This window comes from Streptomyces sp. NPDC051740 (assembly GCF_044453165.1).
GTDB lineage: Bacteria > Actinomycetota > Actinomycetes > Streptomycetales > Streptomycetaceae > Streptomyces > Streptomyces atrovirens.
This window is the reverse complement of the sequence record NZ_JBITCL010000001.1, coordinates 246,538-273,348: the sequence shown is the minus strand read 5'-3', so window position 1 is coordinate 273,348 and position 26,811 is coordinate 246,538. Positions and strand designations below refer to the sequence as shown.

At 72.3% G+C, this 26,811-nt stretch carries 30 protein-coding genes and 3 pseudogenes; 10 read left to right on the top strand and 23 right to left on the bottom strand.

From position 1 onward, the window contains the following. Positions 1–228: 228 nt before the first annotated feature. Positions 229–361, bottom strand: a pseudogene (locus ACIA6T_RS01410) (IS3 family transposase); the annotation flags it as partial. Positions 362–606: 245 nt separating this feature from the next. Here ACIA6T_RS01410 and ACIA6T_RS01405 point away from each other — a divergent pair. Both ACIA6T_RS01405 and ACIA6T_RS01400 read left to right on the top strand, forming a co-directional pair. Beyond that, complete coding sequence (locus ACIA6T_RS01405) at positions 607–2,244, top strand: integrase (protein WP_399444503.1); 1,638 nt, start codon at positions 607–609, stop codon at positions 2,242–2,244. Between the two features lie 136 nt (positions 2,245–2,380). After that, positions 2,381–2,851: an ATP-binding protein gene (locus tag ACIA6T_RS01400; RefSeq protein WP_399444502.1), complete on the top strand. Its 471-nt coding sequence runs from the start codon at positions 2,381–2,383 to the stop codon at positions 2,849–2,851. Here the strand turns inward: ACIA6T_RS01400 and ACIA6T_RS01395 are convergent. Continuing rightward, entirely contained in the window at positions 2,845–3,102 is a 258-nt protein-coding gene (locus ACIA6T_RS01395) for a Txe/YoeB family addiction module toxin (protein ID WP_399444501.1), read from the bottom strand. The two genes, ACIA6T_RS01400 and ACIA6T_RS01395, sit on opposite strands and share 7 nt — an antisense overlap. After that, positions 3,099–3,377 carry a type II toxin-antitoxin system Phd/YefM family antitoxin gene (locus ACIA6T_RS01390; RefSeq protein ID WP_399444806.1) on the bottom strand — a complete coding sequence of 93 codons (279 nt, stop codon included), beginning with the start codon at positions 3,375–3,377 and terminating at the stop codon, positions 3,099–3,101. The genes ACIA6T_RS01395 and ACIA6T_RS01390 overlap by 4 nt, the downstream gene beginning before the upstream one ends. A 191-nt stretch (positions 3,378–3,568) precedes the next feature. Here ACIA6T_RS01390 and ACIA6T_RS01385 point away from each other — a divergent pair, with 191 nt between their 5' ends. The 3 genes and pseudogenes from ACIA6T_RS01385 (at position 3,569) to ACIA6T_RS01375 (ending at position 5,465) form a co-directional block, all read left to right on the top strand. Beyond that, complete coding sequence (locus tag ACIA6T_RS01385; RefSeq protein ID WP_399444500.1) at positions 3,569–3,985, top strand: DUF1761 domain-containing protein; 417 nt, start codon at positions 3,569–3,571, stop codon at positions 3,983–3,985. A gap of 133 nt (positions 3,986–4,118) precedes the next feature. Beyond that, positions 4,119–4,622, top strand: a pseudogene (locus tag ACIA6T_RS01380) (RICIN domain-containing protein); the annotation flags it as partial. Positions 4,623–4,664: 42 nt separating this feature from the next. Beyond that, positions 4,665–5,465: a pectate lyase gene (locus tag ACIA6T_RS01375; RefSeq protein WP_399444805.1), complete on the top strand. Its 801-nt coding sequence runs from the start codon at positions 4,665–4,667 to the stop codon at positions 5,463–5,465. A gap of 79 nt (positions 5,466–5,544) precedes the next feature. Here the strand turns inward: ACIA6T_RS01375 and groL are convergent, their stop codons facing one another. The 4 genes from groL to ACIA6T_RS01355 form a co-directional block, all read right to left on the bottom strand. Beyond that, on the bottom strand, positions 5,545–7,170 hold the full coding sequence (groL, locus tag ACIA6T_RS01370; RefSeq protein ID WP_073932712.1) for a chaperonin GroEL: 1,626 nt from the start codon (positions 7,168–7,170) through the stop codon (positions 5,545–5,547). 148 nt (positions 7,171–7,318) lie between these two features. Then, the gene (groES, locus tag ACIA6T_RS01365; protein WP_037939482.1) at positions 7,319–7,627 is read right to left on the bottom strand and encodes a co-chaperone GroES; all 309 of its coding nucleotides are present in this window, start codon (positions 7,625–7,627) and stop codon (positions 7,319–7,321) included. A gap of 304 nt (positions 7,628–7,931) precedes the next feature. Then, the gene (locus tag ACIA6T_RS01360; protein WP_399444499.1) at positions 7,932–8,780 is read right to left on the bottom strand and encodes a polysaccharide deacetylase family protein; all 849 of its coding nucleotides are present in this window, start codon (positions 8,778–8,780) and stop codon (positions 7,932–7,934) included. Next, complete coding sequence (locus ACIA6T_RS01355) at positions 8,777–9,661, bottom strand: polysaccharide deacetylase family protein (RefSeq protein ID WP_399444498.1); 885 nt, start codon at positions 9,659–9,661, stop codon at positions 8,777–8,779. The genes ACIA6T_RS01360 and ACIA6T_RS01355 overlap by 4 nt, the downstream gene beginning before the upstream one ends. A gap of 135 nt (positions 9,662–9,796) precedes the next feature. On the opposite strand from ACIA6T_RS01355, the gene ACIA6T_RS01350 reads away from it, so the two are divergent. Beyond that, positions 9,797–10,984, top strand: coding sequence for a methyltransferase domain-containing protein (locus ACIA6T_RS01350; RefSeq protein WP_399444497.1), 1,188 nt, complete (start codon positions 9,797–9,799; stop codon positions 10,982–10,984). 19 nt (positions 10,985–11,003) lie between these two features. On the opposite strand, the gene ACIA6T_RS01345 is transcribed toward ACIA6T_RS01350, so the two are convergent. From ACIA6T_RS01345 to ACIA6T_RS01335, 3 genes are all read right to left on the bottom strand, one after another. After that, entirely contained in the window at positions 11,004–11,636 is a 633-nt protein-coding gene (locus ACIA6T_RS01345; RefSeq protein ID WP_399444496.1) for a Uma2 family endonuclease, read from the bottom strand. Between the two features lie 127 nt (positions 11,637–11,763). Next, positions 11,764–12,861 carry an LCP family protein gene (locus tag ACIA6T_RS01340; RefSeq protein WP_399444495.1) on the bottom strand — a complete coding sequence of 366 codons (1,098 nt, stop codon included), beginning with the start codon at positions 12,859–12,861 and terminating at the stop codon, positions 11,764–11,766. 99 nt (positions 12,862–12,960) lie between these two features. Next, entirely contained in the window at positions 12,961–14,013 is a 1,053-nt protein-coding gene (locus tag ACIA6T_RS01335) for a LacI family DNA-binding transcriptional regulator (RefSeq protein WP_399444494.1), read from the bottom strand. Positions 14,014–14,334: 321 nt separating this feature from the next. Between ACIA6T_RS01335 and ACIA6T_RS01330 the strand changes: the two are divergent. After that, positions 14,335–14,767, top strand: a pseudogene (locus ACIA6T_RS01330) (fibronectin type III-like domain-contianing protein); the annotation flags it as partial. 36 nt (positions 14,768–14,803) lie between these two features. Here the strand turns inward: ACIA6T_RS01330 and ACIA6T_RS01325 are convergent. Genes ACIA6T_RS01325 through tsaB form a run of 5 tightly spaced genes read right to left on the bottom strand, consistent with a single transcriptional unit; the run spans position 14,804 to position 17,616 of the window. Continuing rightward, positions 14,804–15,019, bottom strand: a complete 216-nt coding sequence (locus ACIA6T_RS01325) for a hypothetical protein (protein WP_399444493.1) — start codon at positions 15,017–15,019, stop codon at positions 14,804–14,806. A gap of 27 nt (positions 15,020–15,046) precedes the next feature. Then, positions 15,047–15,310, bottom strand: a complete 264-nt coding sequence (locus ACIA6T_RS01320; RefSeq protein WP_399444492.1) for a hypothetical protein — start codon at positions 15,308–15,310, stop codon at positions 15,047–15,049. After that, on the bottom strand, positions 15,307–16,392 hold the full coding sequence (gene tsaD / locus ACIA6T_RS01315; RefSeq protein ID WP_399444491.1) for a tRNA (adenosine(37)-N6)-threonylcarbamoyltransferase complex transferase subunit TsaD: 1,086 nt from the start codon (positions 16,390–16,392) through the stop codon (positions 15,307–15,309). Before tsaD ends, ACIA6T_RS01320 begins: the two co-directional genes overlap by 4 nt. Then, positions 16,385–16,966, bottom strand: a complete 582-nt coding sequence (rimI, locus tag ACIA6T_RS01310; RefSeq protein WP_399444490.1) for a ribosomal protein S18-alanine N-acetyltransferase — start codon at positions 16,964–16,966, stop codon at positions 16,385–16,387. The genes tsaD and rimI overlap by 8 nt, the downstream gene beginning before the upstream one ends. Continuing rightward, a complete protein-coding gene (tsaB, locus tag ACIA6T_RS01305; protein ID WP_399444489.1) occupies positions 16,963–17,616 on the bottom strand; it encodes a tRNA (adenosine(37)-N6)-threonylcarbamoyltransferase complex dimerization subunit type 1 TsaB in 654 nt (217 codons plus the stop codon). Before tsaB ends, rimI begins: the two co-directional genes overlap by 4 nt. 119 nt (positions 17,617–17,735) lie before the next feature. Here tsaB and ACIA6T_RS01300 point away from each other — a divergent pair, with 119 nt between their 5' ends. Both ACIA6T_RS01300 and ACIA6T_RS01295 read left to right on the top strand, forming a co-directional pair. Further along, positions 17,736–18,284, top strand: coding sequence for a hypothetical protein (locus tag ACIA6T_RS01300; RefSeq protein ID WP_399444487.1), 549 nt, complete (start codon positions 17,736–17,738; stop codon positions 18,282–18,284). A gap of 164 nt (positions 18,285–18,448) precedes the next feature. Further along, entirely contained in the window at positions 18,449–18,628 is a 180-nt protein-coding gene (locus ACIA6T_RS01295; protein ID WP_399444486.1) for a hypothetical protein, read from the top strand. Between the two features lie 305 nt (positions 18,629–18,933). On the opposite strand, the gene tsaE is transcribed toward ACIA6T_RS01295, so the two are convergent. From tsaE to ACIA6T_RS01275, 4 genes are all read right to left on the bottom strand, one after another. Continuing rightward, positions 18,934–19,464: a tRNA (adenosine(37)-N6)-threonylcarbamoyltransferase complex ATPase subunit type 1 TsaE gene (gene tsaE, locus ACIA6T_RS01290; RefSeq protein ID WP_399444485.1), complete on the bottom strand. Its 531-nt coding sequence runs from the start codon at positions 19,462–19,464 to the stop codon at positions 18,934–18,936. Continuing rightward, positions 19,433–20,656, bottom strand: coding sequence for an alpha/beta fold hydrolase (locus tag ACIA6T_RS01285; protein ID WP_399444484.1), 1,224 nt, complete (start codon positions 20,654–20,656; stop codon positions 19,433–19,435). The genes tsaE and ACIA6T_RS01285 overlap by 32 nt, the downstream gene beginning before the upstream one ends. Further along, on the bottom strand, positions 20,653–21,834 hold the full coding sequence (alr, locus tag ACIA6T_RS01280; RefSeq protein WP_399444483.1) for an alanine racemase: 1,182 nt from the start codon (positions 21,832–21,834) through the stop codon (positions 20,653–20,655). Before alr ends, ACIA6T_RS01285 begins: the two co-directional genes overlap by 4 nt. A gap of 206 nt (positions 21,835–22,040) precedes the next feature. Continuing rightward, positions 22,041–23,474 (bottom strand): NAD(P)H-hydrate dehydratase, encoded by a 1,434-nt coding sequence (locus ACIA6T_RS01275; RefSeq protein ID WP_399444482.1) that lies wholly within the window; start codon positions 23,472–23,474, stop codon positions 22,041–22,043. Between the two features lie 148 nt (positions 23,475–23,622). Between ACIA6T_RS01275 and ACIA6T_RS01270 the strand changes: the two genes are divergently transcribed. Beyond that, entirely contained in the window at positions 23,623–24,807 is a 1,185-nt protein-coding gene (locus ACIA6T_RS01270; RefSeq protein WP_399444481.1) for a hypothetical protein, read from the top strand. A gap of 55 nt (positions 24,808–24,862) precedes the next feature. Here ACIA6T_RS01270 and ACIA6T_RS01265 read toward each other — a convergent pair whose 3' ends face one another. The 4 genes from ACIA6T_RS01265 to ACIA6T_RS01250 form a co-directional block, all read right to left on the bottom strand. Further along, entirely contained in the window at positions 24,863–25,699 is an 837-nt protein-coding gene (locus ACIA6T_RS01265) for an RNA polymerase sigma factor SigF (RefSeq protein ID WP_030861040.1), read from the bottom strand. A 96-nt stretch (positions 25,700–25,795) separates the two neighbouring features. Continuing rightward, positions 25,796–25,918 carry a hypothetical protein gene (locus tag ACIA6T_RS01260; protein ID WP_399444480.1) on the bottom strand — a complete coding sequence of 41 codons (123 nt, stop codon included), beginning with the start codon at positions 25,916–25,918 and terminating at the stop codon, positions 25,796–25,798. Between the two features lie 5 nt (positions 25,919–25,923). Continuing rightward, the gene (locus tag ACIA6T_RS01255) at positions 25,924–26,295 is read right to left on the bottom strand and encodes a holo-ACP synthase (protein WP_073932735.1); all 372 of its coding nucleotides are present in this window, start codon (positions 26,293–26,295) and stop codon (positions 25,924–25,926) included. 195 nt (positions 26,296–26,490) lie between these two features. Continuing rightward, positions 26,491–26,661: a hydrophobic protein gene (locus ACIA6T_RS01250; protein ID WP_399444479.1), complete on the bottom strand. Its 171-nt coding sequence runs from the start codon at positions 26,659–26,661 to the stop codon at positions 26,491–26,493. Between the last annotated feature and the right edge of the window lie 150 nt (positions 26,662–26,811).

Sequence of the window (26,811 nt, the reverse complement as noted above, 5' to 3'; positions counted from 1 at the left end):
GTACTGTGCGTAACAAGGGATGTCCGGACCCGTCGGGAGGTTGACGAGAGTGTCCGCACGGTGCACTGGCTGGATACACGAACTCCGAGGACAGACCGTCATGTTCACCGGCAAGACCCGGGTGGACGGTGAATGGGTTGTCCGTAAGAACTGCTTCTCTCGTGTGCAGACATTAGGAGCCGCCTACCAGAACAGTGGGACTGCTGCAAAGTTGGGTGACAGCGGGGCTTATGCAGCCAGGGCTGTGGCTGGGGTGGTGATGGCCTCGTACTCAACGGGGATCAATGGGGTCAGACGTCTGACGCCGGCGTCGGTGGTAGGTGCACTCGATCCAGGTGACGATCGCGATCCGCGATTCCTGTACGCGCTCGTCGTGCCGTCATCGTCCGTCGAGGCCGTCGAACGGGTTCCCGCTCGCGTCCGCGAGCCGCCACGACAACGAGGTGTGCCCACCGACGGGGGACACAGGAGCCTGCGGCTCCATGAGGGCAAGAAGAAAGGGGCAGCGGCCGTTGAACGGCGGGTGCCCCTTTAAGTCTGCGACCGCGGTAACACGAGTCTGCTCGACATGCGGTGGCAGATCTCGTCCTCCGCTAGGGTGCTGCGATGGTTACGGCCTCCGCTTCGGACCCTTATGCCCGGCATGCGCTCGCCCGGATGGCGGACTTCTTCACGGACGAGGGCACGCCGTGGGCGCGTCGCCTCTGGGACATAGGTTCGGTGCTGGCCCTGGAAGAACTCTGGGAGGCCGGTTACTGGCAGGCCCACGGAGTACTGTCACCGGCCGCGTGCGACTGGCAGCGTCTCCAGCTCGGTGCTCTGATCGGCCCTGACCGAGGCCTTGGGGACAAGGAGCTACGTAAGGAGCTCACCAGCCTGCTGAAGCATCCACTTCCGGACCCCAGTCCCGCGCGTCGTCGGCTCAAGGAGATCATCGGCCATGTCCGATCCGGTTATCTGGAGCGATGGGCGGTGGCGGTCGGTGCTCCCGTCGGTCAGCGCGTCAAACCGGAGAGGTTCTCCCGAACCGTGGCCTCTCACCTCCTCGACCCGGGCTACAGCGCCAGCTATTTGAAGGCGTGGGCGAAGGAGCCGTACGACGCGCACGCCACTACGGCCGACACGGCGGCCGCGGCGGCTGAGCCGGCGCGTGCGCAGGCCCGCACGTACGACGTCCTGGTGGCGCTGGAGAAGGTGCCCCGACGGGAGCTCGCCGAACCGCTGGAACACTGGTACGGCAAAGGCAAGGTCGTGGCCTGGCTGCGCGAGCACGGTCACGACACCGCGGGCATCCGGCCCGGTGGCGGATTCGTCTACCGGTTCACGGCCCTCGATCCCTTCAGCGCCGCCGAGCAGGCTCGTCAGATGCTGGAGCGGATGACAGCCCGTTCCCAGTTCTTGCGCCGCGACCGGGGCGGCGTGAAACCCCTCCCTCACATCTGGGTAGCCGACCACCCTCGTCCCATCCCACTCGATCCCCCCGCGCGCGGCGCGGATGTTTTGACCCTCGTCAACGAGGGTCACCTGTACAAGGTCGCAGGCGCCCGCAGTCGGACCGACGACGCCCTGGAGCTCGCGGCCGCGGTCAACCGTGGTCCACTGGCTCCGGCCGTGGCGGGCGCCTGGGCAGCCATCGAGTCGTTGCTGTCGAACCCCGACGACCCCGAGGGAGAGGGCGAACGGTCCGGCAAGGCGGTGGCGGCAGACCGAATGGCGGCCATCATCGCGTGTTCCTGGCCCCGGGCCGAGCTCACTGCCCTCGCGCACCGGCACAAGCCACGCACGCCGGACGAACTCGCACAGGCGGTTGCGGGATGCACCACGAATCAGGAACGAGCCCGCGTGGTCGCGGAGGCCCTTCTCATTCACGGGGTCACGGCGCTGGACTTCACCGGGGCCTCCACGAAGTACAGCGACCGTCCCGCCGCGCAGCGCATGGCCGACCTGGTGCAGAATCCGCGCCCGGTCCTGAACGATGTCGCCGGTGCTTTCCGGATCGCGCTCCGCCGCCTGTACCGGACCCGGAACATCATCCTGCACGGCGGCGCAACCCAGGGCGTGGCGTTGGAAGCCTCACTCCGCACCGCCGCCCCATTGGTCGGCGCGGGCTTGGACCGGATCATCCACGCCGATTACGTCGAAGGCCTTGATCCGCTCGCCCTGGCCGCTCGCGCCGACGTCGCCCTGACTCTCGTCAACGGCGAGACCGGGCTCTCCGTCGTAGACCTGCTCGAGCCCGCCTGACCGCGCATACGGCTGCAGCGGGCCGACGGACGTCCGCCCCGACAGGCCCGACACTGTCGCCCACCGCCCCGACAGACCACCGCCGTGGGGGCGTCGCTCCTGGTGGGCGGGGGTGTGGGCGCGGGATCTTCGGGGCATGACCACTTCCCCCCGCCAGGAGCGGCGTTCCGCGCTGCCGCTCCCCCTCGCCGATCAGACGGTGTTCTCGTTCCGCTTCACCCCGTCCCCGCGCGGTGCCCGGCTGGCCCGCCGGCTCGCCTCCTGTCAGATGGACGCCTGGGGCTGGCACTACGGCACCCCGGCGCACGACTCCGTCGAGCTGATCGTGGGCGAACTGGCCGCCAACGCCGTGACCCACGGCCGGGTCCCCGGCCGGGACGCCGAGCTGCGACTCAGCCGGGAGGACGACGGGCACGTCCACATCGAGGTCAGCGACGCGCGGGGCGAGCGGCTGCCGGAGGCACGGGACGCCGGAAGCGGGGAGAACGGCGGGCGAGGGCTCCTCCTCGTCGCCGCCCTGGCCAAGGAGTGGGGAACGGCCCCGCGCCCCGGCGCGCCCGGCAAGACGGTGTGGGCGGTGGTGCCCGCCGCCCCGAACCGTCAGTAGTGGTACCGGGCCCTGATGATCACGACTTCCTTCTCGGTGGCCCGGTGGACGAGGCGGTGCTCGTCGTCGATCCGGCGTGACCAGTAGCCCGGCAGGTCGCCCTTCAGCGGCTCCGGTTCGCCGACACCCGTGAAGGGGTCCCGTTGGATCTCGCCGATCAGACGGACGAGCTTGCGGAACAGCGTCCTGTCGGGCGCCCGCCAGTACGGAAGGTCCTCCCACCCGGTGGGCCGGAACCGCACGTCCCTCACTCGCCGCCCTCCGCCAGGTCCTCCAACTCCGCCATGCTCCTGGCGATCACCGGGGTGCCGGCGGCCTTGTCCGCGGCGACGGCCGCCATGAGGTGGGCGGCGTTGGCCGGCGAACGCGGCAGGTGGACGGTCTCCTGCCAGGACCGGAAGTCGTCGGCCGACATGAGTACGGCGTTGCCGCCCCTGGAGGTGATCTCCACCGGCTCATGGTCGTCGTCGACCTGCTGGATCAGCGGGAAAAGCCTGGTCCGAGCCTCGCTGGCGGTAATGGACAGAAACCCTCCTCCAACGGAACCGGTACAGGGAAGCCGTACCGGTTCGACGGTACTGGGGTCCGGTGCGAGTCGCATGACCCACCGACAGGATGGGCTCCCCGTGAGGAAGCGGACACACCCTGTCCTGTACGTCGCCGAGACTCGTGCCCCCCGGCGGTCGCAAGGACCGCTCGTTCGCAAGGAGCCCGCGCGTGTTCTCCGTTCTCGCCGACATCGACTGGCTGGCCGTCGTGATCGCGGCCGTCGCCTCGGTCCTGCTCGCCGGTGTGTGGTTCGCGGTCGTGATCGCCAAGCCGTACGCCGTGGCCCTCGGCCGCGAGGGGGCGCCGGCGCCCGTGCGGACGGCGGTCGCCGCGGCGGGGCCGCCGGTGTGTCTCCTCGTCACCGTCCTGACCAGTGCCGTACTCGTCGAGGCGCTCGACATCACGGGCATGGGGGACGCCGTGGTGTTCGGGCTCCTCGTCGGCGTCGGTTATCTCGGCGCGATGACCTTCCAGATCGCCATCAACCCGAACTTCCCGCGCCCGCTGTACTACGGCGTCCTCAACGCGCCGTTCTTCGTGGTCACGAGTGTGCTCGGCAGCGTCGTCCTGGTCGCGATGCGCTAGCCGGCCAGTCGCCGCCGAACCGGCACGCCCTCGTCGAAAAAAGTCGCCGCCGCACGGCAACCCCCCGCCGGGCGGCGGCGACTACAGGGCGGTGGACAACGAGGGCCATCGCACATCGAACGAAAGCCGTGACATGCGCAGTACTGGTAACACCGCCCCGCGCGCGGGGCACCGGAGGAAGAACGGCCGGCGCCGCACCGTCCTGATCGGCGCTCTCACCACGTCGCTCGTGGGCGGCGCCGTGGTCGGCGGCGTGCTGATGTCGGCGTCCGCCGCGGAACCGGGCGCGGGTACCTACCGTCTGGTGAACGCGGCGGGCGACACCTGTCTGGAGGTTCCGGCGGGGAGCACGGGCGCCGGGGCGCAGCTGGCCCTGGCGGACTGCGACGGGGGCGCGGACCAGAGCTGGGAACTGGCCGACTCCGGTGACGGTTTCACCGTGACGTCCTCCGCCACCGGCCTGTGCGCGGGTGTCAAGGGCGACTCGGCCTCCGCCGGGAAGGCCGTGCAGCAGCAGGACTGCGGTGAGGGCTCCTCCCAGGTGTGGAAGGTGAGCGCCGTCGGTGACGCCTACCACCTGGTCAACGCGCACAGCGAGAAGTGCCTGAACCCCAAGAACGGCCTGCTGCAGCAGAACTCCTGCGACAACGCCGCCGGCAAGACCTGGACCCTGGAGGAGGTGAACGGCTCGACGCCTCCGGCGTCCACTCCGACGGCCACCCCGACGACGAGCAGCCCCGCCTCTCCCTCCGCACCCGCGGACGACGAGCCGGCCGGTGACGCCGCGTTCGCCTCCTGGCCCACCGCCACCGACGAGCAGCCCGTCTCCTCGACCATCGAGGTGAGCGGCGTGTACGACGGTTCCCTGAAGCGTTTTTACGGCTCGGGCGACCTCGGCGGCAGCGGCCAGGACGAGGGCCAGGACCCGATGTTCAAGCTCGCCGACGGCGCGACGCTGAAGAACGTGATCCTGGGTTCGCCCGCCGCCGACGGCGTGCACTGCTCGGGCAGCTGCACCCTGGTCAACGTGTGGTGGGAGGACGTCGGCGAGGACGCCGCCAGCTTCAAGGGCAAGTCCGCCTCGGCGGCCTACGTCGTCGACGGCGGCGGTGCCCGCAAGGCCGACGACAAGGTCTTCCAGCACAACGGCGCCGGCACCCTGACCATCAAGAACTTCCAGGTGTCCGACTTCGGCAAGCTCTACCGCTCCTGCGGCAACTGCGGGACCCAGTACGAGCGCCACGTCGTGATCGACAACGTCCTGGTCACGAGCCCCGGCAAGGTCATCGCCGGGGTCAACGCCAACTACGGTGACACCGCGACCCTCTCCGACGTGACGATCGTCGGTGACAGCAAGAAGAAGATCATCGTCTGCGAGCGTTTCAAGGGCAACGACAGCGGCGACGAGCCGGCCGCGCTCGGCAGCGGTCCCGACGGCACGTCGTGCGTCTACGAGACCTCCGAGGTCACGTACCAGTAGGGCACACCACACGGGGCGAGGGCCCGGCACCGCCGAACTGCGGCGGTGCCGGGCCCTCGTGGCGCTGTGAGCGGGTAGCTCAGTGGGCGTGGCCGTGGCCGTGGCCCGCGGCGGCCGGCTCTTCCTCTTCCTTCTTCTCGACGACCAGGGTCTCGGTCGTCAGGAGGAGGGAGGCGATGGAGGCGGCGTTCTCCAGGGCGGAGCGGGTCACCTTGACCGGGTCGATGACGCCGGCCTTGACCAGGTCGCCGTACTCGCCGGTGGCGGCGTTGTAGCCGCTGCCCTTCTCGAGCTCGGCGACCTTGGAGACGATGACGTAGCCCTCGAGGCCGGCGTTCTCGGCGATCCAGCGCAGCGGCTCGACGGCGGCCTTGCGGACCACGGAGACACCGGTGGCCTCGTCGCCGGTCTTGTCGAGGTTGCCCTCGAGGACCTTGACGGCGTGGACCAGCGCGGAGCCACCACCGGAGACGATGCCCTCCTCGACCGCGGCGCGGGTCGCGGAGATGGCGTCCTCCAGACGGTGCTTCTTCTCCTTCAGCTCCACCTCGGTGGCGGCGCCGACCTTGATGACGCACACGCCGCCGGCCAGCTTCGCGAGGCGCTCCTGGAGCTTCTCGCGGTCCCAGTCGGAGTCGGTGGTCTCGATCTCGGCCTTGATCTGGCCGACGCGACCGGTCACGTCCTCCTTGTTGCCGCCGCCGTCGACGATCGTGGTGTCGTCCTTGGTGACGGTGACGCGGCGGGCGGAGCCCAGCACGTCCAGGCCGACCTGGTCGAGCTTGAGGCCGACCTCCTCGGAGACGACCGTGGCGCCGGTGAGGACGGCCATGTCCTGCAGCATCGCCTTGCGGCGGTCACCGAAGCCGGGGGCCTTGACGGCGACCGCGTTGAACGTGCCGCGGATCTTGTTGACGACCAGGGTCGACAGGGCCTCGCCCTCGACGTCCTCGGCGATGATCAGCAGCGGCTTGGAGGCGTTGGCCTGGATGACCTTCTCCAGCAGCGGCAGCAGCTCCGCGATGGAGGCGATCTTGCCCTGGGTGATCAGGATGTACGGGTCGTCGAGGACGGCCTCCATACGCTCCTGGTCCGTCACGAAGTACGGCGACAGGTAGCCCTTGTCGAAGGCCATGCCCTCGGTGAAGTCCAGCTCCAGACCGAAGGTGTTGGACTCCTCGACGGTGATGACACCGTCCTTGCCGACCTTGTCCATCGCCTCGGCGATGAGCTCGCCGACCTGCTGGTCCTGGGCGGACAGCGCGGCGACGGCGGCGATGTCGGACTTCTCGTCGATCGGGCGGGCCGAGGCGAGCAGGTCCTCGGAGACCGCGGCGACGGCGGCGTCGATGCCCTTCTTCAGGGCGGCCGGGGAGGCACCGGCGGCGACGTTCTTCAGGCCCTCGCGGACCAGCGCCTGGGCCAGCACGGTGGCGGTGGTCGTACCGTCACCCGCGATGTCGTTGGTCTTGGTCGCCACCTCCTTCACCAGCTGCGCGCCGAGGTTCTCGTACGGGTCCTCGATCTCGACCTCGCGGGCGATCGTGACACCGTCGTTGGTGATGGTGGGGGCGCCGAACTTCTTGTCGATGACGACGTTGCGGCCCTTCGGACCGATCGTCACCTTCACCGTGTCGGCAAGCTTGTTGACGCCGCGCTCGAGGGCGCGACGGGCGTCCTCGTCGAACTTCAGGATCTTCGCCATGGCAGCGGGAGCCCTCTCGGAATTCTGGGTGAAATCACTGCGCCCCGGGCGCCCGGTCCTTGTCGGATGCTGGGGCCAGGGGCGCAGTGGTTCGAGCAAAAGTGCTTGCTACGAGGTCGGGTTGTCCGGGGTGGCCCCCGGATCTCCCTTACTTCTCGATGATCGCGAGGACGTCGCGGGCCGAGAGGACGAGGTACTCCTCGCCGTTGTACTTGACCTCGGTGCCGCCGTACTTGCTGTACAGAACGACGTCGCCGACCTTCACGTCGAGCTCGACGCGCTTGCCGTCCTCGATGCGGCCCGGACCGATGGCCAGGACGACGCCCTCCTGGGGCTTCTCCTTGGCGGTGTCCGGAATGACCAGGCCCGAAGCCGTGGTCTGCTCGGCGTCGAGCGGCTGGACCACGATGCGGTCCTCGAGCGGCTTGATGGCAACCTTGGAGCTGGCGGTCGTCACGATCCGACCTCCCCCTTCGGAGATCTCACGGGGTTAACTGTCTGAGGTGGCGACCAGGTGGATCCGTCGTCGCGGGTGCCGGACCTGCCCGTCGCGTGTGTTGGCACTCTCCAGGGGGGAGTGCCAGACCTGAGACTATGACTGCGATTAGCACTCGGTCAAGCGGAGTGCCAATTGCCTGCGGCGCGTCGCGGGGTGGGGGCGTTGTTCACACCGGGGTGTGGGGCTTGCCCGTGTTGTGGTGAGCGTCCTCTGGGGGCTGCCGCCCCCAGGCCCCCGCTTCGGCCCTGAACGGGCCTCGTCCTCAAACTCCCCCAGAGGGGGTACCCCCAGACGGGCTGAGAGGCGAGCGGTGCTCGCCAGGAGCCGCCGACGGGCTGAGAGGTGAGCCGTGCTCGCCAGGAGCCGCCGACGGGCTGATTCGGCCGGCGTAGTCCTCCAGCCTGCCCACCTTCAGACCCCGCTCCTCCAACTCCCCCAGCAGCCGTGTCGTCCGTTCCGTCAGCGACAGTGGCGGGGCCTCGCCCGACGGTACGGCGATGATGTCGCCGGGGGTCAGGTGGTGGGGGCCGTCGGTGTAGGTGAGGTGGCCGTCGGGTTCCAGGGTGGCCCGCCACAGGACCACCGTCTGGATGCCGCAGTCGGCGGCGGCTCGCAGGGTGGTGGTGTCGTACGTGCCGTAGGGCGGGCGGAAGAGGCGGGGGCGGACGCCGAAGCGGGACGTGAGTTTGCGCTGCTGGCCGCAGATCTCGGCGCGCTGGCCGGCGTACGGCAGACCGCGCAGGGCGGGATGGTCGAGGGTGTGGTTCTGCAGGCTCGCGCCGACCGAGCGCAGGCGGGCGAAGTGCGCGTATCCGGGGCCGGCCACCGTGTCCGTGAGGAACAGGCTGACGGGGAGCCGGTGCTCGCGCACCAGGTCGATGAAGCGGGGGTCGCGTTCGGCACCGTCGTCGTAGGTGAGGAAGACGACCTCGTCGCGGGTGGGGACGTGGTCGACGACGGGCGGGAGCGCGCCGGATCCCGGCGCCGGACCGGCTCCGGGGGACCGGCGGCCCGCACCGTCCCCCGCCCTCTCCCCCGTCCCGCCCGCCGGACCGCATCCGGCGGTCACGGCCAGCAGGGCGGCGGCGACCGCCAGGAGACGGGCCCTCACAGGTAGTCCTCCAGGCGGGCCACCGCGTACCCCTCCGCCGTGACCTTGTCCATGAAGCGGCGGATCATGTCCGGCATCGTGCCCTTCCAGTCCTCGCGGCCCCGGAAGTGGGTGAGGACGATGTCGCCGGGGTGCAGGTCGCGGTCCCACTCGCGGTACTCCCAGTGGTCGACGAAGACCTCCTCGTTCCAGAGGGGGACGTGGGTGATCCCGCAGGCCTTCGCGGCGCGCAGGGTGGCCTTGTCGTAGTTGCCGTAGGGCGGGCGGAAGAGGACGGGGCGCTCGCCGTAGCGCTCCTCGACGACCTTCTGCATGCCGCAGATCTCGCGCTTCTGGCGGGCGTAGGACAGGGCCGGCAGGTAGGGGTGGTGGAGGGTGTGGTTGTGCAGGGCGACTCCCCGGTCCCGCATCTCCTTGAAGTAGCCGTAGTCCTCCTTGACGAGGTAGTCGCTGAGGAAGGCGCTGTACGGGATCTCCAGTTCGCTCATCATCCGCAGGAACGCCGGGTCCTTCTCGGCGCCGTCGTCGATGGTGAGGAAGAGGATCCTCTCGTCGGTGGGGACGGTGGTGAAGACCGGGGGGAGTCCCAGACGGCGGTGGCCGTCGACCTCGAAGCCGTCGCGGGTGGTGATTCCCGGCTTCTTCGCCGGGGGCGGCGGGGCGGTCAGGGGCACCTTCTTCAGCCCCCAGCGTTTCGCGGCGGCGACCCTCGCGGTGTGCGCCGCGCGCAGTCTGGTGGCGTAGGCGTCGAGCGCGCGGGCCGGGGGCGCCTTCAGGGGCTGCTGGCCGCCCGCCGGTCCGACCCGGGCGCCACCGTCGCCGCCCGGTCCGCAGCCGGAGGCGATGGAGGCGAGAGCGAGTACCGCGAGGCCGATCCGCACACCGCCGAACGGCCACCTTTTATCGTTTTGTCCTACTGCTCGCATGGTGCCGGATCCTCGCAGTCCGCCATCGGGAACCCTGTCCGACACCGCGGCCGGAGGCACACGGTCCACCGACTGGCCCACAATGACCCGGTGAACGACCTCGCTCCCCTCCTCACCCCCGAAGGCCGCGCCCTCCTCGACGAGGTGCGCGACACCGATCCGGCGCACGAACTCGCCGTCGCGACCCGGCTCCGCCGCGAGCACCCCGCCGAGCTGGTGTCGGCGGCGCTCGGCCAGGCGCGGCTGCGGCAGCGCGCGGTGGCCAAGTTCGGGGCGGAGGACGCGCGGCGGATGTTCTTCACGCCCGACGGGGTGGAGCAGTCGACGCGGGCGAGCGTGGCGACGTACCGGGCCGAGTGCCTCCGGGCGCTCGGGGTGCGGTCCGTCGCCGACCTGTGCTGCGGGATCGGCGGCGACGCGATCGCGTTCGCCCGCGCCGGGATCCGGGTGCTGGCCGTCGACCGGTCCCCGCTGACCTGCGAGGCGGCCCGCGCCAACGCCGACGCGCTCGGGCTCGCCGACCTGATCGAAGTGCGTGAGGCCGACGTGACGGAGGTGGACACGGCCGGGTACGACGCCGTGTTCGTCGACCCCGCCCGGCGCTCCTCCAGGCGCGGCCGGATCTTCGACCCGGAGGCCTACTCACCTCCCCTGTCCTGGGCCGTGTCCGCCGCGCTCGGGGCACCGCTCGGCCTGCTGAAGATCGCGCCCGGCATTCCGCACGAGGCGATCCCCCCGGAAGCGACCGCCGAATGGGTCTCGGACGGCGGGGACGTCAAGGAGGCCATGCTGTGGTTCGGCCCGGACGTGACGCCGGGGGCACGGCGGGCGACGCTGCTGCCAGCCGGCGCCGGCATCTACGTGACGCCCGGGACCGCGCTCCCGGACCCCGGGGTCCGGCCGGTGGGGCGGTACCTGTACGAGCCGGACGGCGCCGTCATCCGCGCCCACCTGGTCGCCGAGGTGGCCGAGGAGGTGGACGGCGGGCTGATCGACCCGACCATCGCCTACGTCACCGCCGACGAAGCGCACCGCACTGCGTACGCCACCGCCTACGAGATCACCGACCGACTCCCCTTCAACGTCAAGAAACTGAAGGCGCTGCTGCGCGAGCGCCGGGTCGGCGTCCTGACCGTCAAGAAGCGCGGCTCGGCGGTCGAACTGGAGGAACTCCGCCGCAAGGTCCTGCCCAAGCCGCACGGCCCCGGGTCCGTCACGGTCTTCCTGACCCGCGTCGCCGGCGCCCCGACGATGCTGCTGGGGCACCCGGTGCGGTGAGGCACCGGGCCGGGCCGCCTCAGGACGCGACGATCGCCTTGCCGATAGCGAAACCCTTGGCCGGCCCCTCGGGGATCACCGCGTCGGTGCCGTAGGGGACCCGGTGCTCGTCCGCGTACTTGCCCTTCTTCCGGTCGGGCGACGTCAGGACGAGCACCGCCCCCTCGTCGTCGAAGTCGTCGACGGTCACGTACACCGGGATGCCGGCCCTCGCGTACTCCCGGCGTTTGCGGACGCGGTCGCGCTGGAGGTTGCGGTGGCCCCGCTCGACCTCGACGACCATCTTGACTCCGTCGGCGTCGACGCCGAGACCGTCCTCGTCCGGGATCTCGTCGAGGTCGAGCGGGGCCACGAAGAGGTCGGGGATCCAGGCTTTCTGACGGTGGATGACGTTGCCGTCGTGGTGTGCCGCGTAACCACTGCCTGCCAGATGCGCGTCCAGCGCTCTGCGGAGACGGCCGACGAGCACGGTGTGACGACGGCGACCGGTAGGTGACACCTCGATGGCCCCTTCGATGATCTCGGCCCGGTAGCCCTCGGGGAGATCCATGGCCTTCCACGCCTGCCACAGGACCTCGTCCAGATCGGAACCCTGCTCGGAGACGGGCTTGTCCACCACCACCGGGGCCACCTCTTCCGCGAGAGCGGTCATCGAGAAGCACCTCCTCCTTCAAGTGTGGGCGCGGGCGCCACTGCGGCACAAGCGACACGGTGACGCCACGAGTTCGGGAGTCGCACCGCTCCGGGATCGGCGCCGATCAGCCGAACGGGTGATCACCTCATCTCAGCGACGCCCACAGCTCCCCCGCCTCCGGCTCGTCCGCGATCACTCGGTTGCCGTCCCAGGGGGCCGGGACGACCGGCATGGTGAGGGTCGTGACGTCGTCGGACGGGAGGTCCCGCAGGCTCTGGGCGAGGCGGGTGAGTTCGCCGAGCGAGTCCAGACCGGTGTCGGTGGTGAGGCTGCCGGTGAGGGTGTCGGCGAGCTGGTACAGCCGGGTGGGGGCGGCCAGCAGGTCCTCGTCCGCGACCTGCTCCAGCAGCGCCTTCACCAGCTGGTGCTGGAGCCCTATGCGGCCGAGGTCGCTGCCGTCGCCGATGTCGTACCGGGTGCGGGCCAGGGCGAGGGCGTCCGTGCCGTCGAGGTGGTGGGTGCCGGCGTCCAGGGTGAGGTGGCTGCGGTCGTCGTCGATGTCCTCCTCGGTGGTGACGGTGACCCCGCCGAGCGCGTCGACCAGGCGGGCGAAGCCGGCGAAGTCGATCTCGACGTAGTGGTCCATGCGGACGTCCGTGAGCGACTCGACGGTCTTCACGGCGCACACCGGCCCGCCCACCTCGTACGCGGTGTTGAACATCACCCCGGAGGCCGCGCGGGTCGATTCCCCGTCCTCCAGCGGGCAGGAGGGCCGGTCGACGAGGGTGTCGCGGGGGATGCTGACCACCGTCGCGGCGGTCCGGCCGGCGTCGAGGTGGACGACCATGGCGGTGTCGGAGCGGGCGCCGCCGCTGTCTCCGCCGCCGAGCGCCTGGTTCTCCTCGCCGCTGCGCGAGTCGGAGCCGAGCACCAGGATGTTCAGGGACCCGGCCGGCAGGGGCGTGGCCGTGGCGGACGCGTCCGGGGACGGTGCGGTCACGCCCTTGGCGGGGCGGTCGTCGCCCAGGGCGCTGTTGATGTCGACGCTGTCGATGTTGCCGTTGAGCTGCCAGTACGCCCAGCCGGCCGCTCCGGCGCCCAGGACCAGCAGGCCGGCCAGCGTCAGCCCCGTGATCTTCAGTGCTTTCGCCCGCCGGCCCGTCCGTATGTCCGGGCCCTCGGCCTCGTCCCCGTCGTTCCCGGCCCCGCCGCTCTTCTCATGTCCCCTCACGGACAGGAACATAAGTCCGAATTATGGCGAGCAGCGACCCCCGGAGAGTTTTCTTGTGAAATTCTCAGACTTCCGACACGGCTTCCGACGGCCCGAAACTTTCGAACCGGCTCACGCCCCCGCCGGCGCCGCCGTACTGCTCCGCACCACCAGGCTCGTCGCCAGCTCCACCCGGGTCGCCGCCCCCGAGTCCTCGTTCCTGCCCAGATCGAGGACCAGCTTGGCCGCCGCCTCGGCCATCTCCGTCAGCGGCTGCCGTACGGTCGTCAGCGGCGGCCCCACCCAGCGGGCCACCGGCAGATCGTCGAACCCGACCACGCTCAGGTCCTCCGGGATCCGCAGCCCCAGCTCCCGCGCGGCCTCGTACAGCCCGAGGGCCTGGAGGTCGTTGCCGGCGAAGACCGCGGTGGGCCGGTCCTCGCGGCGCAGCAGGGCGAGACCCTGCCGGTAGCCGGCCTCGTGGTGGAAGTCCCCGGTCATGATCAGCTGGGGGTCGACCGGCAGCCCGGCGGTCTCCAGGGCGGCCCGGTAGCCGTCGACGCGGGCGCGGCTGCACATCATCTGCGTGGGCCCGCTGATCGCGCCGATCCGGGTGTGGCCCAGGTCCACCAGGTGCCGGGTCGCGGCGAGCCCGCCCTGCCAGTTGGTCGCGCCGATGGAGGGCACGTCGGTGCCCGGGTCGCCGGCCGGGTCCATCACCACGAACGGGATGGAGCGGCTGGTCAGCAGGGCCCGCCCGGACTCGTCGAGGCCGGACAGCACGAGGATGACGCCGTGCGGGCGGCGCGCGGCGACCTGGTCGGCCCAGGTGCGTCCGGGCGTGAGCCGGCCCGCGCTCTCGGAGAGGACGACGCTCAGGCCCTCGTCCCGGGCCACGTTCTCCACGCCCCGGATGACCTCCATCGCCCAGGCGCTCTCCAGTTCGTGGAAGACCAGGTCGATCAGGGGCGAGCGGGTGGCCTCGGCGCGGCGGCGCCGGTAGCCGTGGGCGCGCAGCAGCCCCTCGACCCGGCTCCGGGTGGCGGGGGCGACGTCGGCACGACCGTTGAGGACCTTCGAAACAGTCGGGGCCGAGACGCCGGCCTCGCGGGCGATCTCGGCGAGGGTCGCCGTCCGGGCGCTGCGCCCTTGAGTCCGGGTTTCGGCGGGCTGCGGGGATGTCATGGCCGCGATCGTAACCCTGCGGGCCCTGTTGACGAAGGGTTCCGGGGGGCATGGGTTCCCTGAACATTCGGCCCACAAGTCGAAACATTCGTCGAGAATCGTACGGGTGAGGGCCGTCCGTCCACCCGACAGGAGCTCCATGACCACCGCGCCCCGGCGTGACCCCGCCCTGCCCGCCGCATCGGCCCTGCCCCGCGCTCGGTGACTGCGGCGCGGGGCGCGGCGGAGCCGGACGGGGCGGTCGCCTGGGGTGAGACAGGGAACGGGTGTTCCCGGCGACGGGCAGTGCGGCTCGTTCGCACGATTCCCGCATGCAGCTCCGGCCGCGGCGGCTCGTACACGGCGTTCGCGTGGTCCCCCGGCGTCCAGGACGAGAGCGCGGAGATCGGCGCGGACGGCTGGTACGACGTCCCGCTGACCGTCCGCGGCACCGGTGACCGGTCCGGCGCCGAGGGCGTCCGGCTCTGCCCGCACGACCCGGTGGTGTCGGTGACCCGTCCGGACGTCCGCCTGATCGGCTGCCGGCGGGGCGAGCCGGCGCCGGGCGGGGCGTCCCGGGTGACGTTCCGCTTCCACCCGGACCTGTCGGCGTTCACCCGACCGTTCCGGGCGCCGGTCGGTCGAACCGGGCGCGCCGGAGCTGTGGTCGGCGGCCTCCGGCACGGAAGTCCGCCACACGGCCCGGCCGGGCCTCACGGGCCCGGTGCGCGAACCCGGCCCGGACCGGCGGCCGCGGTGCGAGACGAAGGCGGAGGCGGAGGCGGCGGGGCGTCCCGGACGGCGGGCGCTGTCACATCAGATGGACTTCGACGTGGAACCCGTCCCCGAGCACGCCGTTCAAGTGCCCGGCGTGGGCGCCGAGCCACTGGCGCGCGCCGACGGCCGGACCGGTCAGCTCCAGGAGCACGTAGTCGGGGGCGTCATCGGTCGGCCCACCGCAGACGCAGCATCGCAGGCGTTCCGTGAGAACGCCGGTCCACGGCGGTTCCTCGTCATTCGTTCCCACGGCCCACCGGTGACTTCGTCGACGACGTCACTGGGCCCCGAGCGACTCGAACCGCCACCGGTGCACCGGGCGGGTGACCAACACACCGTCCGGCTCCGGGAGTTCCGGCAGGTCCGCGTCGTACGGGGCGTCCCACCAGGTGATGACCAGGACCCGGTCCTGCGGGGCGCGGAAGGTCTCGCGGCGCAGGGGGCGGCGGGCGAGCTCCCGCGCCTGTTCCTCGGTCCAGGCCACCAGGTCCGCGCCCCGGCCGGGGACCGCGCGGGCCTCCCACATCAGTGCGACCGTCATGAGTACAGGTTCTCCTCGCCGACCTCGTGGACGTGGTCGTGTCCGGGCACGTGCGGGTCCGTCACCGGGAGGGAGGAGTCGGCCGACAGGTCCCAGTCGGAGGCGGGGCGGTTGCGGGCGACCATCTCGGCGCCGAGCGCGGCGACCATCGCGCCGTTGTCCGTGCACAGCTTGGGGCGCGGTACGCGCAGCCGGATGCCGGCCGCCTCGCAGCGCTCCTGGGCCAGGGCCCGCAGCCGGGAGTTGGCGGCCACGCCGCCGCCGATCATCAGGTGGTCGACGCCCTCGTCCTTGCAGGCCCGTACGGCCTTCCGGGTGAGCACGTCCACGACCGCCTCCTGGAAGGACGCCGACACGTCGCGCACGGGGACCTCCTCGCCCGCCGCCCGCTTCGCCTCGATCCAGCGGGCCACGGCCGTCTTCAGCCCGGAGAAGGAGAAGTCGTACGCCGGGTCGCGCGGGCCGGTCAGACCGCGCGGGAACGCGATCGCCTCCGGGTCGCCCTCGCGCGCGTACCGGTCGATGACCGGGCCGCCGGGGAAGCCGAGGTCCAGCACCCGGGCGATCTTGTCGAAGGCCTCGCCGGCCGCGTCGTCGATGGTCGCGCCGAGGGGACGGACGTCGGAGGTGATGTCCGTGGAGAGCAGGAGCGAGGAGTGGCCGCCGGAGACCAGCAGCGCCATCGTCGGCTCGGGCAGCGCGCCGTGCTCCAGCTGGTCGACGCAGATGTGCGAGGCGAGGTGGTTGACGCCGTAGAGGGGCTTGCCGAGGGCGTAGGCGTACGCCTTGGCCGCCGACACCCCGACCAGCAGCGCGCCGGCGAGTCCGGGGCCTGCGGTGACGGCGATGCCGTCGAGGTCGCGGGCGCTGACGCCCGCCTCCTCCAGCGCGCGCTCGATGGTGGGGACCATCGCCTCCAGGTGGGCGCGGCTCGCCACCTCCGGGACGACGCCGCCGAAGCGGGCGTGCTCGTCGACGCTGGAGGCGACGGCGTCCGCCAGCAGGGTGGTCCCGCGCACGATGCCGACGCCGGTCTCGTCGCAGGAGGTCTCGATCCCCAGGACCAGGGGTTCGTCAGCCATTGGTTTCGGTTCCTTGTACGCCGTTCCCGTCGACGGGATTCGCCGGGTTCACAGAGGTGGACGGATCGGTCAGTCGCATCACCAGGGCGTCCACGTTCCCCGGCTGGTAGTAGCCGCGCCGGACGCCGATGGTCTCGAAGCCGAAGCGCTCGTAGAGCTTCTGGGCGCGCACGTTGTCGACCCGGCACTCCAGCAGCACCTCGGTGCATTCGAAGGCGGTCGCCGCCCGCAGCAGCTCGGTCAGCAGCCGCGAGCCGAGGCCGGTGCCCCAGTGGTCCCGGGTGACGGCGATGGTCTGCACGTCGGCCGCCGAAACGCTGTCGCCGTCACCGGCCTCGCCGCCGTCGGACTCCGCACCGGAGGTGGTCAGGCCCGCGTAGCCGACGATCCGGTCGCCCTCCTGGGCGACGACGTAGCACCGGGTCGCCCCCGGCCCGCGCGCGTGGGCCAGCTCGGACCAGAACATCCCGCGCGACCAGGCGTCCTCGGGGAACAGGTCCCGCTCCAGCTCCAGTACGGAGTCGATGTCCCACCAGCGCATCTCGCGCAGCACGGCAGTCTCGGTTCCCGTCACTTGGGGGTGACCACCTTGTAGTTCTTGGGGACCTGGGCATCGGGCCGGCGCAGATACAGCGGCCGGGGCGCGGGCAGCTCCTCGCCCGCCGCCAGCCGCTCGGCGGCCAGCCGGGCCAGGGCGGCGGCGGACACGTGCTCGGGCTCGTGCGCCTTGGGGAAGGTGTCCGGGTAGAGCAGCGCGCCCGCGCCGACGGCCGGGAGCCCGGCCACCTGGTCCGCGATGTCGGCGGGCCGGTCCACGGCGGGCTCGGTGAGACGGGTGCGGGAGTCGGCGTAGCGCGCCCAGTAGACCTCCTTGCGGCGGGCGTCGGTCGCCACGACGAAGGGGCCCTCCAGGTCGGCCGCCCAGGCGAGGCCGTCCAGCGTGCACACACCGTGCACGGGCACGCCGAGCGCGAGCCCGAAGGTGTCCGCGGTCATCAGGCCGACGCGCAGCCCGGTGTACGGGCCGGGGCCGACGCCGACGACGATCCCGGTGACGGCGTCCAGCCGGGAACCTGCCTCGGCGAGCATCCGGTCGATCGCCGGGAGCAGCAGCTCGCCGTGGCGGCGGGCGTCCACCTGGCTCGACGAGGCGATGACGTCGTGGCCGTCGTGCAGCGCGACGGTGACGGCGGGGGTGGCGGTATCCAGAGCGAGCAAGAGCACGCAAACAGCCTACGGCTCCCGAGCCCCGGCCACGGCCGCACGGGTCGGCCGGTCACGTACTGCTACGGTCACGACGACGTACGTACATAACAGGGCAGAGCGGGACAGGGGTGACGACGGTGGCAGGCACCAGCTCGGCGGTCGTGGCGGGGCTGACCGCGGCGGCCCTCGCGACGATCGGCTACCTCGGCCACCGGGCGGCGGTGACCGCCCCGGCCGGGCTGCGCCCTCCGGCGCCCGGCACCGCGGCGGCCGTCCAGGAGTCCCTCCGGGACGGCGACCACCCCGCCGCCCTGCCCGCACGGTCGGGGACGGGCGAACGGGTCGTGTACGCGCTGGGCAAGGACCGGGTGTGGCTGGTCGGGGAGAGCGGCGAGGTACGGCGCACCTACGGGGTCAGCCCCAGCACGGTGGACCCGGAGCCGGGCACCTACCGGGTCACGTCCCGGTCCGCGTCGGTCACCGGATCGGACGGCGTTCCGATCGAGTACGTGGTGCGGTTCGCGTCCGTCGAGGGCACGGCGATCGGGTTCAGCGCGGCGGTCGACGGCTCGGCGCCGCGGCTCGACCCGGAGCAGCGGACGGGCGGCATCCGGGAGACGCGCGCGGACGGTGCGGCGATGTGGGGGTTCGCGACGATCGGACGGAAGGTCGTCGTCGTGCGGTGAGTCCCGGTGTGCGCGTTCCGGCCGGATCGCGCGAACGGGGCCCGTGCATTCCGACAAGACGTCGGCAAGATGTTGCGTTCGGCGTCCCGGGCGTGGTCACATGGTATCCAGCCCGTGGTTAGGTCTACCTAACCACGCCCGCCCCCGTCCTTCAGGAGGCGTCCATGCCGGCCCATCAGAGCGCCCGCCGGACCACGGCGCAGTCGCGGCCACAGCCGGTCTCCGGAATCCCGATGCACGACCTGCTGGCGTCCTGCGCGGCGGCCGCCGCGATCTCCACCCCACCCCGCGCACCGGAACCCCGGCCCTGCGAACCGGCCAAGGAACACCGCGAGGCCGCGTAGGCCGACCGGAGCCACGTGGCTCCGGTCGGCCGGCGGCCCGGTCGGGCCGGTCGACAGCGCGTTCAGTGCCGACGGGACGGTCAGGCCGGCAGCACGTTCAGTGCCGACGGGACGGTCAGGCCGCATAACCCGATCAGGCCTCGCGGACCGGTCGGCCGGCAGAACGGTCGGGCCGACAGCACGTTCAGGCCGGCAGGATGTTCAGGCCGCGTAACCCGATCGGGCCGCGCGGACCGGTCGGCCGGCCTGACGCTCGGGCCGACAGGGCGGTCGGGCCGGCAGAGCGGTCGGGCCGTGTGCCCCGGTCAGGCCGACAGGACGGTCAGGTCGGTCGTCGACCAGCGTCCGCCCAGGCCGGTCACGGTCACCTGGCGCACCTCGTCGGTGGTGTCGCCGACCGCCCGGTGGATGACGAGCCGGAGACGGTCCTCGGTCAGCTCCTCGACCTTGCCCTCGCCCCACTCCACGACGATCACCGACTCCGGCAGCGAGACGTCGAGATCGAGGTCCTCCATCTCGTCCAGACCGCCGGAGAGCCGGTACGCGTCGACGTGGACCAGCGGCGGACCGTCCCCCAGCGACGGGTGCACCCGGGCGATCACGAACGTCGGCGAGGTGACCGCGCCCCGCACGCCGAGACCCTCGCCGAGGCCCCGGGTCAGGGTCGTCTTGCCCGCGCCCAGCTCGCCCGAGAGCAGGACCAGATCACCGGCGCGCAGCAGCTTGGCGAGCCTGCGTCCCAGCTCGCGCATCTGCTCGGGGGAGGTGACGGTCAGCCCGACGGAGTTCGCGGTCGGCGTCGGCTCAGCCGGGTTGTGCGGTGCTGCTGCTTCCATAGCGACCAACGGTAGCCCCTGCGGGCACCGCGCCCGCGCGGACGAGCAGGTCGGCGAGGCGGTCGGTGACCACCTCCGGGTGCTCCAGCATCACCAGGTGCCCCGCGTCCGGGACCAGCACCAGCTCCGCGTCGGGCAGCAGACCGGCGATCGCCTCGCTGTGCTCGCTCGGCGTGACCAGGTCGTCCACCCCGGCCAGCACCAGCACCGGCAGACCGGCGAAGTGGGCGAGGGCCTCGGTCTTGTCGTGGTCGTTGAACGCCGGGTAGTACTCGGCGACCACGTCGATCGGCGTGCCCTCGATCATCCGCTCGGCGAACCGGGCGACCGCCGGGTCCACGTCCCGCGACGCGAACGAGTACCGCTTGATGACCCCCGCGAACAGGTCCGCGGTGGCCCGGCGCCCCCGCTCCACCAGCTCGGCCCGCTGCCCCAGCGCCTTCAGCACCCCCGGCAGCACCCGCCGCACCGCGTTGACGCCGGCCACCGGCAGCCCGAAGTTGACCTCCCCGAGCCGCCCCGACGACGTACCGACCAGGACGACGCCCACCACCCGCTCCCGGATCAGCTCCGGGTACCGGTCGGCGAGGGCCATCACCGTCATCCCGCCCATGGAGTGACCGACCAGCACCAGCGGCCCCTCGGGCGCCGCCGCGTCGATGACGGCCTTCAGGTCCTGCCCCAGCTGCTCGATGGTGACCGGCTCGTCCCGCTCCACCTGCGCCGCGCCCCGCGCCGAACGGCCGTGGCTGCGCTGGTCCCAGTGCACGGTCCGTACGACGCCCCGCAGCGCGGCCCGCTGGAAGTGCCAGGAGTCCTGGTTGAGGCAGTAGCCGTGGCTGAAGACGACGGTGACCGGGGCGGGGGCCCTGCGCCCGAACAGCCGGCGCCGGCGCTCGGGGGTCGGGGCGGGGTCGACGTCGTCGGCCTCGTAGTACAGCTCGGTGCCGTCGTCGGCGTACGCCTTGCCGGGCGTGCCGCGCAGCGCGCCGTACGGTCCCGCGGAGTCGAGGGCGAGCCGGGCCTTCCTGCGCATGCCCCGGCCGACCGTCATCCGCTCTATCGCGACGCCCGCGGCGGCCCCGGTGGCGAGCACGCCTATCGCGACACCCGCGACACCGGTGGCGCGGCGCCAGCCCCCGCCGGACGCGGAGGCGACAGCCGCGACAGCCTCCGCGCTGCTCTCGCTCACGTACCGCTCCCCTCGTTGACGTAGACGCGCGGGACACGGGCCCCGATCCGGGTGACGATCTCGTACGCGATGGTCCCGGCCGCCTGTGCCCAGTCCTCGGCGGTGGGCTCACCGCGGTCACCGGGCCCGAAGAGGACGGCCTCGGCGCCCGGCCCCGGCTCGTCCCCGCCCAGGTCGACGACGAACTGGTCCATCGCGACCCGCCCCGCGACCGTGCGCCACTTGCCCCCGACCAGCACCGGGCCGGTGGAGGAGGCGTGGCGCGGGATGCCGTCCGCGTAGCCGAGCGGGACGAGGCCGAGGGTGGTGACGCCCGGGGTGACGTAGTGGTGGCCGTAGCTGACGCCGTGCCCGCCGGGGACGTGCTTCACCAGGGCCATCGCGGCGGACAGGGTCATCGCCGGGCGCAGTCCCAGGTCGGCGGGGGTGCCGATCGCGGGGCCGGGCGAGACGCCGTACATCGCGATGCCGGGGCGGACCAGGTCGAAGTGGCTGTCGGGGAGGGTGAGGGTGGCGGGCGAGTTGGCGATGTGCCGCACCTCGGGGTCGACGCCCTGTCCCTCCGCGTACGCGACCATCTCCCGGAACCGGGTGAGCTGGGCGGCGATGGAGGGATGGCCCGGCTCGTCGGCGCAGGCGAAGTGCGACCACAGGCCGGTGACCCGGAGCAACCCCTCCGCCTCGGCGCGCAGCGCGGAGGCGACCAGTTCCGCCCAGTCGTCGCCGGGCTGGCAGCCGCCCCGCCCGAGCCCGGTGTCGGCCTTGAGCTGTACCCGCGCGGGCCGCCCGGCGAGGCGAGCCGCCCGGGTGACCTCGTCCAGCGCCCACATGCCGCTCAGGGACACGTCGAGGCCGGCCTCGACCGCCTCCCGCCAGGGCCCGCCGGGCGTCCACAGCCAGCACATGATCCGCACGTCGTCCGGCACCCCGGCACCGGGCGCGCGCAGCGCGAGCGCCTCCTGCGGGGTGGCGGTGCCCAGCCAGGTCGCCCCGGCCTCGACGGCCGCCCGGGCGCAGGGGGCCGCGCCGTGCCCGTACCCGTCGGCCTTGACCACGGCCATGAAGGCAGCGCCGGGCGCCCGCTCGCGCAGGACCCGCACATTGGCCCGCACGGCGGCAAGGTCGATCTCGGCACGGGCCCGCAGCTCCGCACCACCCGGGGCAACTGTCTCGTTCATCCGGCCCAGTCTCTCAGAGCCCCGTTCCCGGGGACGCTGCCCCTGGAACCTCACTCCTCAGACGCCGGAGAGGCTGAATTCCAGCCTCTCCGGCGTCTGAGGAGCGGGGTCCGGGGCGGAGCCCCGGGTTCGGGACGGGAAGGGGCGGCGGGGCGAAAACCCCCTGAGGTACCCACCGCACCCCCACACGCACGCCGAGCACCCGGTCAACCCCGTACGACGTCCCGCCACGCCCCCGCGATCCCCTCCGCCACGTCGTGCGCCCCCATCGGCGCCCCGTCCGCCGCGAACCGCCCCGCCAGCCCGTGCAGATACGCCCCCGCACTCGCCGCGTCCACCGCCGACAGCCCGGCCGCCAGCAGCGACCCGGCCAGCCCCGACAGCACGTCGCCGCTCCCCGCCGTGGCCAGCCACGACGTCCCCGTCGGATTCACCCGCACCACCCCACCCCCCGAGGAGGCGATCAGGGTCGTGGACCCCTTCAGCAGCACCGTCGCCCCGTACCGCCCCGCCAGTTCCCGCACCGCCGCCAGCCGCCCGTCCTCGACCTCCCTCCGCTCGACGCCGAGCAGCGCCGCGGCCTCCCCCGCGTGCGGGGTCATCAACGTCGGCGCCCGCCGCCCCCGCACCGCCGACGCCTCCGCCAGCCGCAGCCCGTCCGCGTCGATCAGCACCGGCACATCCGCCGCCAGCACCTCCGCGACCGTCCCCGCGTCGTCCCCGGCCCCCGGCCCGACCACCCACGCCTGCACCCGCCCCGCACGCCTCGGCCCCCCGTCCGACACCAGCGTCTCGGGAAAGCGGGCGATCACGGCCTGCCCGGCGGGACCGACGTACCGTACGGCCCCCGCCCCGCCCCGCAGCGCCCCCGCCACCGCGAGCACCGCCGCCCCCGGGTACCGGGCGGAGCCGGCCGCGATCCCGACGACACCCCGCCGGTACTTGTCGCTCTCCACGGCCGGCACCGGCAGCAGCCGGGCCACGTCCGCGTGCTGCAACGCCTCCAGTTCCGGCTCCTCGGGGAGCGACAGCCCGATGTCGACCAGCCGCACCGACCCCGCGTACTCCCGCGCCGGATCGACCAGCAGCCCCGGTTTGTGCGTCCCGAAGGTCACCGTGAGGTCGGCGCGGAGCGCCGTCCCCCGTACCTCCCCGGTGTCGGCGTCGACCCCGCTCGGCAGGTCGACGGCGACCACGGCCGCCCGCGCCCGCCCGGCCGCGTCGGCGAGCGGCACCGCCTCCGGGCGCAGCCCGCCCTTGCCGCCGATGCCGACGATGCCGTCCAGAACGAGATCGGCCCGCTCGATCAGCGCCTCGGCCCCGTCCACCCCCACCACCCGCCCGCCCGCCCGGCGCAACGCCGCGAGCCCCCCACCGTGCGCCCGCTCCGGCGCGAGCAGCACCGCGCTCACGCCCGCCCCGCGCCGGGCGAGCCGGGCACCGGCGTACAGGGCGTCACCACCGTTGTCCCCGCTGCCCACCAGCAGCAGCACCCTGCTGCCGTACACCCGCCCCAGCACATCCGCACAGGCAGCGGCGAGACCGGCGGCGGCGCGCCGCATCAGCGCCCCCTCCGGCAGCCGTGCCATCAGTTCCCGTTCCGCCGTCCTGACCGTCTCCACGCTGTACGCAGTACGCATGCGTCCGAGTCTCCCGCAGACGGCCCGTCGATTCCCGTGACAGGGGAGCGGACCGCTTGACTGCTTGCCATGCCCTTGCCAAACTCTCGGCCCCCCACAGGATGAATCGATTCAGTCGAATCGGTTCGACGACAGAAGCAGAGGACCCATGGGACGCAGAGCCGCACTTCTCGCAGCAGCCGGCGCCACCGCACTCCTCACCGCAGCCGGCGTCATGACGGCCCCGGCGACCGCCGCCACCTCCCCCACGACCACCGCGGTCCCGGCCCCCGCCCGCGCCGCGGCCTGCGGCGACGGCTCCTACCAGGCCGAGGCCGTGCTCAACGGCAGCACCTGGACCGCCAGGCGCGGCAGCAGCACGGTCTACACCGGCGGCGACATGCGCGCGGCCGTGCAGGCGGCGATCAGCAGCCTGTCCTCCGGCCGCACCAGCAAGGAACGGGTGGTGGTCCGCGGCTCGGGCTCCCTCTCCGCCGGTTCCCGCATCTCCCTGCCGAGCTACACGACCCTGGACGTCTGCGGCACCATCGACGTCACCGGCAGCGGCTCCGGCGACCAGGCCCCGGTCTACTCCCGCGGCACCCGCGACATCGAGGTGCAGCACCTCGACGTCACCGGCGCCCCGCTGTACGGGATCTTCCTGCGCAACGTGCAGAACGTCGTCCTCGGCCAGATCGACATGCGCCTGACGCGCGGCCTCGGCGTCCGCATCGACAACCGCGGCGACACCAGCCAGTGGACGCGCAACGTCCGCATCGACGACGTGTACGTCTCCGGCGCGTCCAGCCACGCCGTGGAGACGTACGGCGTCGACGGCCTCACCATCGGCACGGTGACCGCCCGCGACGTCGGCGAGTCGGGCCTGCTGCTGAACCAGACCGTCAACGCCACCGTCTCCAGGGTGGACGCGGAGAACGCGGGCACCGGCACCGGGTACGCCGCCTTCCGCATGGCCAACCGCAACGGCCGGATCGGCAGCTCCTACCCCACCAACATCCGCGTCGGCGAGGTCGTCGCGCGCGGCGGCGGACGGGGCGTGTTCTGCGTCTCGGAGAGCGGCGGCGCGACGATCGACAGGATCACGCTCTCCGACACGGGCAACAACGCGATCCTCATCGAGAACTGCTACAACGTGAACCTCGCCGCCCAGAGCGGCACGGTCACCGGCGGCGGCGAGATCCGCCTGGCCGCGCGCTCGGAGTTCGCGAACAACAGGGACATCACCGTCCAGAACCTCACGGTGACGAACTCGTCGATCCGCGAGAGCCCCTGCGGCGAGAACACGACGTTCCGCGACAACCGGCTGGTGAACAGCAGCCAGTCGATCTGCTGACGAAAAGGGCGGGGTGCGGCACACCGTGCCGCACCCCGTACGTCCGCCGTCCGCCTCAGCTCGTGGTGAGCATCCCCGCCCGCAGCCGCTTCAGCGTGCGGGACAGCAGCCGCGAGACGTGCATCTGGGAGCAGCCGAGCCGCTCGCCGATCTCCGCCTGCGTCAGCTCCTCCACGAACCGCCAGTGCACGATCTTGCGCTCGCGCTCGTCGAGCTCGGCGATCATCGGGGCCAGCGCGTGGAAGTCCTCGACCAGTTCCAGCGCGGCGTCCTCGGTGCCGATGAAGTCCGCGAGCACGCTCTCGCCGTCCGGCTCGCTGCCGATGGCGGCGTCCAGGGAGGCGGAGTTGTAGCCGTTGGAGGCGATCCGGGCCTCGTTGACCTCTTCCTCGGTCAGGCTCATCAGCTGTGCGAGTTCGGCGGTCGTGGGCGTACGGCCCAGCCGGCTGCGCAGCTCCTCGGTGGCGCGGGCGAGCTGCACCCGGGCCTCCTGGAGCCGGCGCGGCACGTGCACGGACCACGAGGTGTCCCGGAAGAACCGCTTGATCTCGCCGACGATGTAGGGGATCGCGAAGGAGGTGAACTCCACCTCGCGGGAGAGCTCGAACCGGTCGATCGCCTTGATCAGTCCGATCATGCCGACCTGGACGATGTCCTCCATCTCCTCCGGCCCGCGGCTGCGGAACCGGCCGGCCGCGAAGCGGACGAGGGACATGTTCATCTCGATGAGGGTGTTGCGCGCGTACTGGTACTCGTGCGTGCCCTCCTCCAGCTCCGTCAGCCGGCGGAAGAACTGCTTGGACAGCTCCCGGGCGTCCTTCGGCGCGACCTGACCGGGATCGGCGACCTCCGGCAGCTCGGTCACCGTCTGAGCTCGGTCGGTCCGCGCCATCGTTGACGTCACTGTTCGCCCTCCCTGTTGGTTCGGCCCGGCTCCGGGCGCCGGCTCCACGCGTCTACCCCGGTCCACCCGAAACACGCATCCGGGTTAACGACGGCGGTTGCGCAGCAGCCGTACGAGGGCGAACACGACGGTGAGCACGGCGGCGACGACGAGGAACGCGTCGCCCCGGACCGGCAGGTCGACCCCGACCCCGGGGAAGGAGAGCACGGGCCTCACCCCTCCGCGATCACGACCGCCGAAGCCACCCCGGCGTCATGGCTGAGCGACACGTGCCAGGACCGTACGCCCAGTTCGGCGGCGCGCGCGGCCACCGTCCCCTTCACCCGCAGCCGCGGCTGCCCACTGTCCTCGCACCACACCTCGGCATCGGTCCAGTACAGCCCCGCGGGCGCCCCGAGCGCCTTGGCGAGCGCCTCCTTGGCCGCGAACCGCGCGGCGAGCGAGGCGACACCGCGCCGCTCCCCGCTGGGCAGCAGCAGCTCGCTCTCCAGGAAGAGCCGCTGGGCCAGCGCGGGCGTCCGCTCCAACGACTCCGCGAACCGTTCGATCTCGGCCACGTCGATCCCGACTCCGATGATGCTCATGCGCAGCACCTTACGAGTCCGCGCCGGGGGGACGTCGGACGCCGGCGTGGAGGCCGCCGGTTCCCGTGCGCACCGGCGCCCGACGGACGGGCGGGTGCCCGCCGATCCGCCCCTGACGCCCCGTTTCACCCTTTCCACGCACATGCGGAGGGCTCCGGCGGTTCCGCCGGAGCCCTCCGCACACATTCCGCCGCCCTACCAGCGGTACCAGCGGCCCCGCGAGCCACCCGTGCCCGCCGGGCGGACGAAGAAGCCCACCAGCCACAGCACGAGCACGATGACCGCGACCCACCACAGCGCCTTGAGCGCGAAGCCCGCACCGAACAGGATCAGCGCCAGGAGAAGAACCAGAAGCAGGGGAACCATGTGTATCAACCTCCGATCCCGCGAGTGCCCCGGCACTCCACACACAAGCTCTCCAACTCCACGTTAATTTCACAGCTTTGGGGGAATCCACGCGGGACGGCCACCCCCGCGGCGGGTCGGGCCGGCAGGAGCGGACGGCCCGGCGGCCAC

Coding starts and splice junctions, on each gene's coding strand:
- ACIA6T_RS01405 (WP_399444503.1), top strand. CDS start 607: ATGGTTACGGCCTCCGCTTCGGACCCTTATGCCCGGCATGCGCTCGCC.
- ACIA6T_RS01400 (WP_399444502.1), top strand. CDS start 2,381: ATGACCACTTCCCCCCGCCAGGAGCGGCGTTCCGCGCTGCCGCTCCCC.
- groL (WP_073932712.1), bottom strand. CDS start 7,170: ATGGCGAAGATCCTGAAGTTCGACGAGGACGCCCGTCGCGCCCTCGAG.
- ACIA6T_RS01345 (WP_399444496.1), bottom strand. CDS start 11,636: ATGACCGCTCTCGCGGAAGAGGTGGCCCCGGTGGTGGTGGACAAGCCC.
- ACIA6T_RS01340 (WP_399444495.1), bottom strand. CDS start 12,861: ATGTTCCTGTCCGTGAGGGGACATGAGAAGAGCGGCGGGGCCGGGAAC.
- ACIA6T_RS01335 (WP_399444494.1), bottom strand. CDS start 14,013: ATGACATCCCCGCAGCCCGCCGAAACCCGGACTCAAGGGCGCAGCGCC.
- ACIA6T_RS01320 (WP_399444492.1), bottom strand. CDS start 15,310: ATGACGGTCGCACTGATGTGGGAGGCCCGCGCGGTCCCCGGCCGGGGC.
- tsaD (WP_399444491.1), bottom strand. CDS start 16,392: ATGGCTGACGAACCCCTGGTCCTGGGGATCGAGACCTCCTGCGACGAG.
- ACIA6T_RS01295 (WP_399444486.1), top strand. CDS start 18,449: ATGCCGGCCCATCAGAGCGCCCGCCGGACCACGGCGCAGTCGCGGCCA.
- tsaE (WP_399444485.1), bottom strand. CDS start 19,464: ATGGAAGCAGCAGCACCGCACAACCCGGCTGAGCCGACGCCGACCGCG.
- alr (WP_399444483.1), bottom strand. CDS start 21,834: ATGAACGAGACAGTTGCCCCGGGTGGTGCGGAGCTGCGGGCCCGTGCC.
- ACIA6T_RS01275 (WP_399444482.1), bottom strand. CDS start 23,474: ATGCGTACTGCGTACAGCGTGGAGACGGTCAGGACGGCGGAACGGGAA.
- ACIA6T_RS01270 (WP_399444481.1), top strand. CDS start 23,623: ATGGGACGCAGAGCCGCACTTCTCGCAGCAGCCGGCGCCACCGCACTC.
- ACIA6T_RS01265 (WP_030861040.1), bottom strand. CDS start 25,699: ATGGCGCGGACCGACCGAGCTCAGACGGTGACCGAGCTGCCGGAGGTC.
- ACIA6T_RS01255 (WP_073932735.1), bottom strand. CDS start 26,295: ATGAGCATCATCGGAGTCGGGATCGACGTGGCCGAGATCGAACGGTTC.
- ACIA6T_RS01250 (WP_399444479.1), bottom strand. CDS start 26,661: ATGGTTCCCCTGCTTCTGGTTCTTCTCCTGGCGCTGATCCTGTTCGGT.